This window comes from Cysteiniphilum marinum (genome assembly GCF_014857925.1).
GTDB classification, from domain to species: Bacteria; Pseudomonadota; Gammaproteobacteria; order Francisellales; family Francisellaceae; genus Caedibacter; species Caedibacter marinus.
Map to the genome: position 1 here is coordinate 1 of NZ_JACYVZ010000059.1, position 6,722 is coordinate 6,722.

Consider the following 6,722-nt stretch of genomic DNA (forward strand, 5'->3'; position numbering starts at 1 on the left):
CTTTTTGACTTTAGTCCCAGTAAAACAGCAATATCTTCAAAGGTTGGAGAGCATTTATTCTCACGTTGATACTTGTCTATTGCATCAAGCACCTGCTGTTCTTTATCAGTAAGCATAATCAGCACCTGCACCTTTGACTAATTTGATTTCCATATCGCTTATTATGTTCTATTTTAGTTTTAAATCAAGATTTATTTTTTACTTTGTTCTATTTTTTTAAACTTAATTGATTTTTGCTATCAAAGGCTGTTTTTCTTACCCGTAGCATCAAAGTTAAAAGCTATAACAGGCACCATGTTTGCTTTATCAGCCAAAAGCTCAGCAGCACTTCGCAAAGTATGCTTACCAAATCTATCGTTCACTAAATCTTTAACATCATCCAATTTATCATGTTTGGTAACCTTTGGATCAGGGGCAAGAAGGTCTTCAAATAAATCAAGCTGCCTGATTTCACTGGACTGCAACGATAATGCCGTAACCTGTACCTGATAAAGTGCTTCATGATGCCAACTTTTGAAATGGGTTTGAACATATGACCAGATCACGCTGGTACTATTTGTTGCAGGTTGAACCTTATATTTATGCCCCACCCAACCTTTTGCTGTTTTGAAACCAATGAAAAATAAATCACTGACCACTTTATGATGGCGCATCCTGCGCGTTAACCGTTCAACTAACTGGCGCATAATACCACGAATGACATCACGATCATTTTCACCAGCAGTAACTTTGCCATGACCCATGGATTTATGATCTTTGTCTGTTGTATCTACAGGTAAAGGATCATGCCCTAGACATACCGAATACAACCTGCGTCCAATATCACCAAATCTATTGGATAATATTGACATCGGAAACCTCTCAATATCAGCACATTTCAATATCCCATATTGATTTAAGTACCGCTCAATATTCTTGCCAATGCCGCATATATCACCAATAGACGCTCTACCAATATATGACTTAATTTGACCAGGTGTCACAATGGTCGTTTCACCTTTATTCTTGGCACAATATTTTGCTGTTAGCTGACCTTCGGTAATACCAATGGAACAGCGAATGCCACCACTTGCTTCAAACACGGTTTTTCTGATCTTCTCAGAAATAATTTTAACCGAGCCATAGAGCTTTAAAACAGGCATTAAATCAATGTAACATTCATCAATACTGTAAACACTAATGTCTGGCGTAATCTCCATCAGTGCACGCATGATATTACCAGAAATTTCGGCATAGCGATCCGGTCTTGATGGACGTTTTATCAATTGCGGGCAAAGCTTTAGTGCTTCAGACATTTTCATGCCGGTTTTAATACCATACTCACGCGCTTCATAGCTTGAAGATATGATCGTTGTTCCTTTATCGCCATTCGTTACTGCCACAGGGCGTCCGCGCAATTCTGGAAAATCAACCTGCTCACACGATGGAAAAAATGCCATCAAGTCAGTTAAGCAGACACAGGTTGTCCAATGTGTTTTAGTGTCAGTACAGTAAAATGACATAGTAACAGCAAACCACCCTACTCAATAACCACCGCTGTGCCATAACAAAATACCTCGCTGATTGCTTCACCATTGCCATCCATGCTTGAGGTATCATAGCGAAAAGCAACGATCGCATTGGCTCCAAGTGATTCGGCACGTTTAATCATATTTTGATAAGCATCCTCACGGCTTTGATTAGCCATATTTGCATAGGCTTGATTATTACCGCCAATGATCTTTTTCAATCCACCAAAAAAGCCCTGTGTCCATGTTGGTGTTCGCACGATAATACCATGTGCCACGCCTTTTACTTCTATAATCTTTTTGCTCGGGATTTCATTTGTTGTTACAACAAGCATACTAAATACCTTCCTGATCCATTCGTTTTAATTTTCTTATTTGCCTTATTTTACAGATAATAAAATAAGCGGGGAAAAAACTCATCACTATTGAAATAAGAATTTTTAATTCTCTTAGATTTGAATACACATTGTCCTGCAATACAAAAAGACAAAAAGCCACAGCCGTTGTAAGCAAAAACATCAATATTATTATAATTGCATTCATATAGCACCCCATTATCAAAAAAGAAGAAGTTATCATTATTCAACTTACTTAATGCTTGAATTAAGTCATTACAGACACAATATTAGTACAAAGCTTGAGAATTTAACGTAAATCTAGACATGAATGAGATGAGTGATATTGTTTTTAAAACAACCGAAGATCAGCAAAATTTTGAAAAAGCTAAAAAATTGTTAAAGCGCACATTAAAATTATTCCAGACTGACGGTGGTATTGGCATTGCACAGGATCAACACCAAAAAATTCTAAGCTATGAATTCATCATTAACTTAAACAAAGTACCTATCAATTTTGGCACTTGTTTGACAACATATGAATTGCTTGAAAAAGCCAAGCTTTATCATGAGCTAGTAAGAGACAGTATTACGAGCAAAATTGATATTTATGAAAATTGTGTCAGTAAGGCTACATCAAACCCAAGTTATCGTCCTTTAATGATTGATCTACAAATAGCATCGGAGAAAGTAAAGCATATTTACGATTTGGAACAAAATTCAATGCCAAGTAAGCTAATTCATTAACAGCATAATAATCTGGCATCCTAATTATCGCCAACGATTTTTATATTAATAAAGGTATTTCAAATCATGATAATATCGATAAACTAATAAGTTATAATCAAAATCATTTATACAGGAAGTCATACCTTGATAAAATCATATAAACCATGGACTGCATTGTTTTTTCTTTTTGTCAGTGGATGTGCAAATTATAAACCGATGAGAGTTGCACAAAATGTCGATTTAAATAAGTATATGGGCAAATGGCATGAAATTGCTAGACTGCCTAATAGTTTCCAGAAAGGTTGCGCATGCTCTACGGCCGACTATAAAATCATCGATAATGACTATATATCTGTCACCAATCAGTGCAATAAGAATGGCGTTATTAAAACATCAACTGCAAAGGCATGGCGCGTCAATCATGATGATAATAGCAAACTCAAGGTGAGATTTTTCTGGCCATTCACTGGTAATTACTGGATTTTATACGTCTCGTCTAATTATAAATATGCCGTAGTGGGAGAACCATCAAGAGAATATCTTTGGTTTCTCAGTAGAACTAAATCTGTAGACAAAAAGTCTTTTAATTTGATGAAGCAAATTGCATTATCTCAGGGCTATGATTTGAATAAGCTAATTATTGCTGACAATACTTACTGCTAAATGCGATGATTCAAACTAAAAAAGTAAATGCTTTAGCTAAGAGGTTACATGAAACAGCTACTCTATATCATTTTAGCAACACCCATTATACTATCAGCTAATCAACCAAAGGATCTTTCTAATGACACGGAGAATTCAGAAAATAAGGACAACACTGTAGAAAAATTTAATCCAGTGCAATATCCTTTTGGTGTTGGATTTGCTGGTATTTTTTCTCCTAACCCATATAAAAACACTGATCCCACGATACTTCCTGTACCCGTAATGAGTTATAAAGGTGAGGATCTGACGTTAAATGGGCCTTATGCCTCATATCGTTTTTTCCATACAAATAACACCGATAGTAAAGTTCAGTTGTTTTTACAGCAATTCCCGGTGAATTGTTTTTTTTGTCGAAGTGGCTATGTGAGTGATAATTATTCACGCTGTTGAAAATATCAGGCAATAGAAGCGCCTACATAAGAAATGCATCACAAAATTCAATTATTTTTAGGCTATTAAACTACGGACAAATAAAACACTGACAATAAGCGTCACACCTTTAGAATTGGTGGCGGATGCTCAGCTGGGTTAGCAATAAATTGATAGATATCTATCCAACTTTCCCAATAAAAGATGTCAACCAATATGCGTATTTTAAGATGCAAAGCAGATAGCGCAGTATATCGTTTCCTAGCGCGCTGATAATATTGGCATACTGCTTGTTGCACTTGATCAATTAAAAAAGATAATATCATCAGCATGCTCATCACAGAGCATAAATGTTTCTTCCCATGTCCGTAGTTGTGCTCAAAATTATAGCCTTGATTTTTAAGCGTATTAAACGTCTCGTGGAGAGTAGACCCGTGAAACTTCCCCACGAGCCCCTCGCAGAACGGTACGTGAGCCTCTCAACTCATACCGCTCCCATTAAGCAAACGCACCAAACATACCGCATCTCCAGTGTGCAAATAAATATGGATTTTCTTCGGCTATCCTTTCCATAAACTTTGCCGCCCATGTTTTGCGATTACGCAATCGCCGATATTTCCTCATTGCCCATGCCACTAACGTCAGATTAAAATGTCGCAACATCGGATATAATCCTGATCTTGTGTACTTACCATAGTAATTGATCCAACCTTGTAATATAGGATTATACCACTTAGCAATGTCACCCAATTTCAGATCCGTTCGATTGCGTATATTATATCGTCTTGTCGTCGCTCGCATCGATTTTAAAGCCAACTTACTCACAGCAGGCGTGAAGTTAATAAACAGACTCTGCTGTTTAGTATTCTTACACATCCTTGCCCTGAAGGTATAACCCAAAAAATCAAATGATTTATTTAGGTACTTCCCTTTACGACTCCCATCTTTACAATAGACAATTTTGGTCTTGGTGGGATGTAGTTCTAAACCACATTCTTCAAAACGTGCCTTTAGTGAGGCTAATAAAGCCTGCGCTTCTTGCTCCGTTTTGCAATGCGCAAGTCCATCATCTGCATAACGGCACCATGGTGTACCTGTATGATTGCGTTGCATCCACTTATCATAGACATAGTGCAAGAATAAGTTGCTTAACACTGGACTAATCACTCCTCCTTGAGGTGCCCCACACGTTCGTGCAACAGTACTCCCATCGGCTCTTTGCATTGGGGCTTTTAACCAGCGCTCAATATAAAGAATCACCCACTTTTCTTGTGTGTGTTTACGCACCGCTTTCATCAATAGTTCATGAGGAATGTTGTCAAATAGCCCTTTTATGTCAAACTCTAGAACCCAATCGTACTGCCAACACCGCTTGCGGGTGACTCCAATGGCATCTAGTGCTGATTTATTAGGTCTGTAGCCATAAGAATCCTCTAGAAATATTGATTCAACTTCTGGTTCAAAGACTAATTTTGCAACCATTTGACATATCCTGTCCCCTACTGTTGGCACACCCAATATCCGCTCACCTCCTGTTTTCTTTGGAATCGGTACCGCTTTCACAGGGGGAGGAAAATAACTCCCCGAAGACATTCGATTCCAAAGTTTGTACAGGTTATCTTTCAGATTCTTATCAAAATCTGCTAGCGATTGCTTATCAACACCAGCAGAACCAGCATTTGCTTTGACTAATTTATATGCCTTTACAAATAACTGCTTAGGTAGGTTGAATGGTTTTGTCTTCTCCAATATTTCCTCCTGATCTTTCAGTTGAATATTCAATCCGACTGCTTAACACGACCCCTTCGCTCCACTACCATTACAGTAGCTTCATCACTACTACGAGTTGCTCCGCCCCAGTGCTTTGCTTTGGTACTCTCGCTCTTATGACTTTACTCACTTGAACTTCTCCCTTAACATCAAAACGACTGGTTCCCGCAGTTCCCTGTAGAAGCCCAGATCAGAATCACGCCATCTATACGCCGGACACCGCTTACCCAGTAACCAGATCTCCGGTAAACTCTTCCCAGAGTATGGAAACGCCTCTGGTTTTGATGTCAATTCTCTGGATTACGACGCGTCAACAATGGTTCAGGTCTATTCGTCTTTCTGATCCACACCTGCCGAGTTAATAACTCGCACTTTACTTCAATGCTCATGACCAATTACTCTTAATAACAGCCACTTGAAGTGGTTTGAAGCCTACCTCTGGAAGTCGACTTCGAAGGGTCTGCCTTCATCTCCCACAGAGCTTATGCACAAGTTCTTAGTTTTACTTCATGTCTAACCTCCAACCTGTGCGCCTACGGCGCACGGAGAGTAGACCCGTGAAACTTCCCCACGAGCCCCTCGCAGAACGGTACGTGAGCCTCTCAACTCATACCGCTCCCATTAAGCAAACGCACCAAACATACCGCATCTCCAGTGTGCAAATAAATATGGATTTTCTTCGGCTATCCTTTCCATAAACTTTGCCGCCCATGTTTTGCGATTACGCAATCGCCGATATTTCCTCATTGCCCATGCCACTAACGTCAGATTAAAATGTCGCAACATCGGATATAATCCTGATCTTGTGTACTTACCATAGTAATTGATCCAACCTTGTAATATAGGATTATACCACTTAGCAATGTCACCCAATTTCAGATCCGTTCGATTGCGTATATTATATCGTCTTGTCGTCGCTCGCATCGATTTTAAAGCCAACTTACTCACAGCAGGCGTGAAGTTAATAAACAGACTCTGCTGTTTAGTATTCTTACACATCCTTGCCCTGAAGGTATAACCCAAAAAATCAAATGATTTATTTAGGTACTTCCCTTTACGACTCCCATCTTTACAATAGACAATTTTGGTCTTGGTGGGATGTAGTTCTAAACCACATTCTTCAAAACGTGCCTTTAGTGAGGCTAATAAAGCCTGCGCTTCTTGCTCCGTTTTGCAATGCGCAAGTCCATCATCTGCATAACGGCACCATGGTGTACCTGTATGATTGCGTTGCATCCACTTATCATAGACATAGTGCAAGAATAAGTTGCTTAACACTGGACTAATCACTCCTCCTTGAGGTGCC

At 38.9% G+C, this 6,722-nt stretch carries 8 protein-coding genes; 3 read left to right on the forward strand and 5 right to left on the reverse strand.

Annotation, left to right across the window (positions count from 1 at the left end; translation table 11 throughout):
* Positions 1–239 precede the first annotated feature (239 nt).
* Positions 240–1,502 carry a DNA polymerase Y family protein gene (locus tag IE867_RS13755; RefSeq protein ID WP_192485288.1) on the reverse strand — a complete coding sequence of 421 codons (1,263 nt, stop codon included), beginning with the start codon at positions 1,500–1,502 and terminating at the stop codon, positions 240–242.
* Between the two features lie 17 nt (positions 1,503–1,519).
* A complete protein-coding gene (locus tag IE867_RS13760) occupies positions 1,520–1,843 on the reverse strand; it encodes a YbjQ family protein (RefSeq protein ID WP_192485289.1) in 324 nt (107 codons plus the stop codon).
* 327 nt (positions 1,844–2,170) lie between these two features.
* On the opposite strand from IE867_RS13760, the gene IE867_RS13765 reads away from it, so the two are divergent.
* From IE867_RS13765 to IE867_RS13775, 3 genes are all read left to right on the forward strand, one after another.
* Positions 2,171–2,590, forward strand: a complete 420-nt coding sequence (locus tag IE867_RS13765) for a hypothetical protein (protein ID WP_192485290.1) — start codon at positions 2,171–2,173, stop codon at positions 2,588–2,590.
* Between the two features lie 126 nt (positions 2,591–2,716).
* Positions 2,717–3,235 (forward strand): lipocalin family protein, encoded by a 519-nt coding sequence (locus IE867_RS13770; protein WP_192485291.1) that lies wholly within the window; start codon positions 2,717–2,719, stop codon positions 3,233–3,235.
* Between the two features lie 48 nt (positions 3,236–3,283).
* Positions 3,284–3,667: a hypothetical protein gene (locus IE867_RS13775; RefSeq protein WP_192485292.1), complete on the forward strand. Its 384-nt coding sequence runs from the start codon at positions 3,284–3,286 to the stop codon at positions 3,665–3,667.
* Between the two features lie 101 nt (positions 3,668–3,768).
* Here IE867_RS13775 and IE867_RS14750 read toward each other — a convergent pair whose 3' ends face one another.
* The 3 genes from IE867_RS14750 to IE867_RS13790 form a co-directional block, all read right to left on the reverse strand.
* On the reverse strand, positions 3,769–3,972 hold the full coding sequence (locus tag IE867_RS14750) for a hypothetical protein (protein WP_203250052.1): 204 nt from the start codon (positions 3,970–3,972) through the stop codon (positions 3,769–3,771).
* Positions 3,973–4,144: 172 nt separating this feature from the next.
* Positions 4,145–5,395 (reverse strand): group II intron reverse transcriptase/maturase, encoded by a 1,251-nt coding sequence (gene ltrA, locus IE867_RS13785; protein ID WP_192485293.1) that lies wholly within the window; start codon positions 5,393–5,395, stop codon positions 4,145–4,147.
* Between the two features lie 642 nt (positions 5,396–6,037).
* Positions 6,038–6,722 (reverse strand): reverse transcriptase domain-containing protein (locus IE867_RS13790; protein WP_263971906.1); only part of this gene is annotated, 685 nt, incomplete at its 5' end.